At 58.9% G+C, this 2,119-nt stretch carries 2 protein-coding genes; both read right to left on the bottom strand.

Going from position 1 to position 2,119, the window contains the following annotated elements; genetic code table 11:
* A partial coding sequence (pepN, locus tag AAAB16_RS01725) for an aminopeptidase N (RefSeq protein WP_340661781.1) occupies positions 1-1,295 on the bottom strand: 1,295 nt, incomplete at its 3' end.
* An 18-nt stretch (positions 1,296-1,313) separates the two neighbouring features.
* On the bottom strand, positions 1,314-2,119 hold an 806-nt coding region (locus AAAB16_RS01720; protein ID WP_340661780.1), incomplete at its 5' end, for a DUF2797 domain-containing protein.

The raw sequence follows: 2,119 nt of genomic DNA, 5'->3' as shown, positions 1-2,119 counted from the left end.
TCCATGGCCTTGATGAAGTCATCGCAGGTCACGGCCTGGCCGTCGTGGCGCTCGAAGTACAGGTCGCTGCCTTTGCGGAAGCCTTCGCCGCCCAACAGGGTGTGGAGCATACGCACCACTTCCGAGCCCTTTTCGTACACGGTCAGGGTGTAGAAGTTGGAGATCTCGATAAAGCTGTCCGGGCGTACGGCGTGGGCCATGGGGCCGGCGTCTTCGGCGAATTGGTGGGTGCGCAGGTAGGCCACGTCTTCAATACGTTTCACCGTGCGCGAGTTCATATCCGCCGAGAACTCGGCGTCGCGGTACACGGTAAAACCTTCTTTGAGCGACAGTTGGAACCAGTCGCGGCAGGTCACGCGGTTGCCCGACCAGTTGTGGAAATACTCATGGGCCACCACGCCTTCAACGCGCTGGTGCGCGGCGTCGGTGGCCGTTTCGGCTTTAGCCAGCACGCAGCTGGAGTTAAAGATATTCAGGCCCTTGTTTTCCATGGCGCCCATGTTGAAGTCGTTAACCGCCACGATCATAAAAATATCCAGATCGTATTCGCGGCCGTACACCTCTTCGTCCCAGCGCATGGATTTTTTCAGGCTTTCCATGGCGTGCTGGCATTTGTCGATATTTTCCGGCTCGACATAAATGCGCAGCGCCACTTCGCGCTTGCTCATGGTCTCGAAGGTGTCTTCAATCGCCCACAAATCGCCGGCGACCAGGGCAAACAGGTAGGCCGGTTTAAAGAACGGATCTTCCCAAGTCGCCCAATGCCGGCCGCCTTCTTCCGGGCCGCTGGCAATCGGGTTGCCGTTGGAAAGCAGCACCGGGTACTTGTGCTGTTCGGCGCTCAGGGTGGTGGTGAACTTGCTCATCACATCCGGGCGATCGAGGTAGTAGGTGATCTTGCGGAAACCTTCGGCCTCGCACTGGGTGCAAAACATGCTGCCGGATTTGTACAAGCCTTCCAGCGCGGTGTTGCTTTCCGGATGAATGCGCACGCTGCTGTCGAGTACAAAGCTGTCGCCAGTCGGCTGCACACTCAGGTGGCTATCGGTGACCTGGTAGGCGCCGGCCTCCAAGGTTTTGCCGTCCAGGCTCAGCGACAACAGTTCCAGCTCCTGACCATCAAGCACCAGCAGCGGCAAACCAGCGCCGCGCGCCGGGTTGCGGCGCATCACCAATTGCGCGTGAACCAGGGTGTGGTCCTCGAACAACTCGAAAGTCAGATGGGTCTCGTCAATCAGGTAATCCGGCGCCTGATAGTCCTTCAGGTAAATCATCTTCGGTTGTTCGGTGCGCATGGCTTGGGCCCTTCACGTTCAGGAATGCACGGCCAACTGGTAGGCCGTGTATTTGCGGATATTGATAACGCCGGTATCGAACATCAGGTACTGACCCTTGATGCCCAGCAGGGTGCCTTCGGCGATGGGGTCTTTGTCCAGGTTGAAGCTGGTGATCTTGGCCGGGTAGGCCTCAATCGGATAACTGATTTCAATTGGCTCAACGTCGCTGAGCGGCTGAATCGCCTGCAAACCGAAGCGCTGTTGCAAGCTAAGCAGGCCCTCGGCGCAGCTGGCAAATAGCTGCTCGCGAACGGCGCTGAGATCGACCGGTTGCGCGTGGCTTTTGAGCAGCGCGCGCCAGTTGGTTTTATCGGCCACCTGACTGCGAAACAGGTCTTCGACAAAGCCCGATTGCTGGCGGGTGCTCACGCGCAGGATCGGCAGCGCCTGACTGGCGCCCTGATCAAGCCAGCGGGTGGGCACTTGCGTGGCGCGGGTAATGCCCACTTTCACGCTCGAGGAATTGGCCAGGTAAACAATATGATCGGTCATGCAGAACTGCGCGGCCCACTCCGGCTCACGGCAGGTGCCGTGCTCATGGTGGCAGCGCTCAGGGCTCATCATGCAGGTGTCGCACTGCGCCAGCTTGGTCATGCACGGGTAGCAATAACCCTGGCTAAAACTGGTCTTGGTTTTGCGCCCGCAATGGCTGCAATGAATCGCACCCAGGTACTCCAAGCGCACGGTCTTGCCGATCAGCGGGTTGACCGGCACTTCGTCATCGCCCAAGCGAAAGGCGTACTGCACAGGCGCGCCCAAACGGGCGGCCATTTTACTTAACG

This window comes from Pseudomonas sp., assembly GCF_037994325.1.
Lineage (GTDB): Bacteria > Pseudomonadota > Gammaproteobacteria > Pseudomonadales > Pseudomonadaceae > Aquipseudomonas.
Note: the sequence above shows the minus strand (reverse complement) of the source record. Positions and strands in the feature narration are given on the sequence as shown.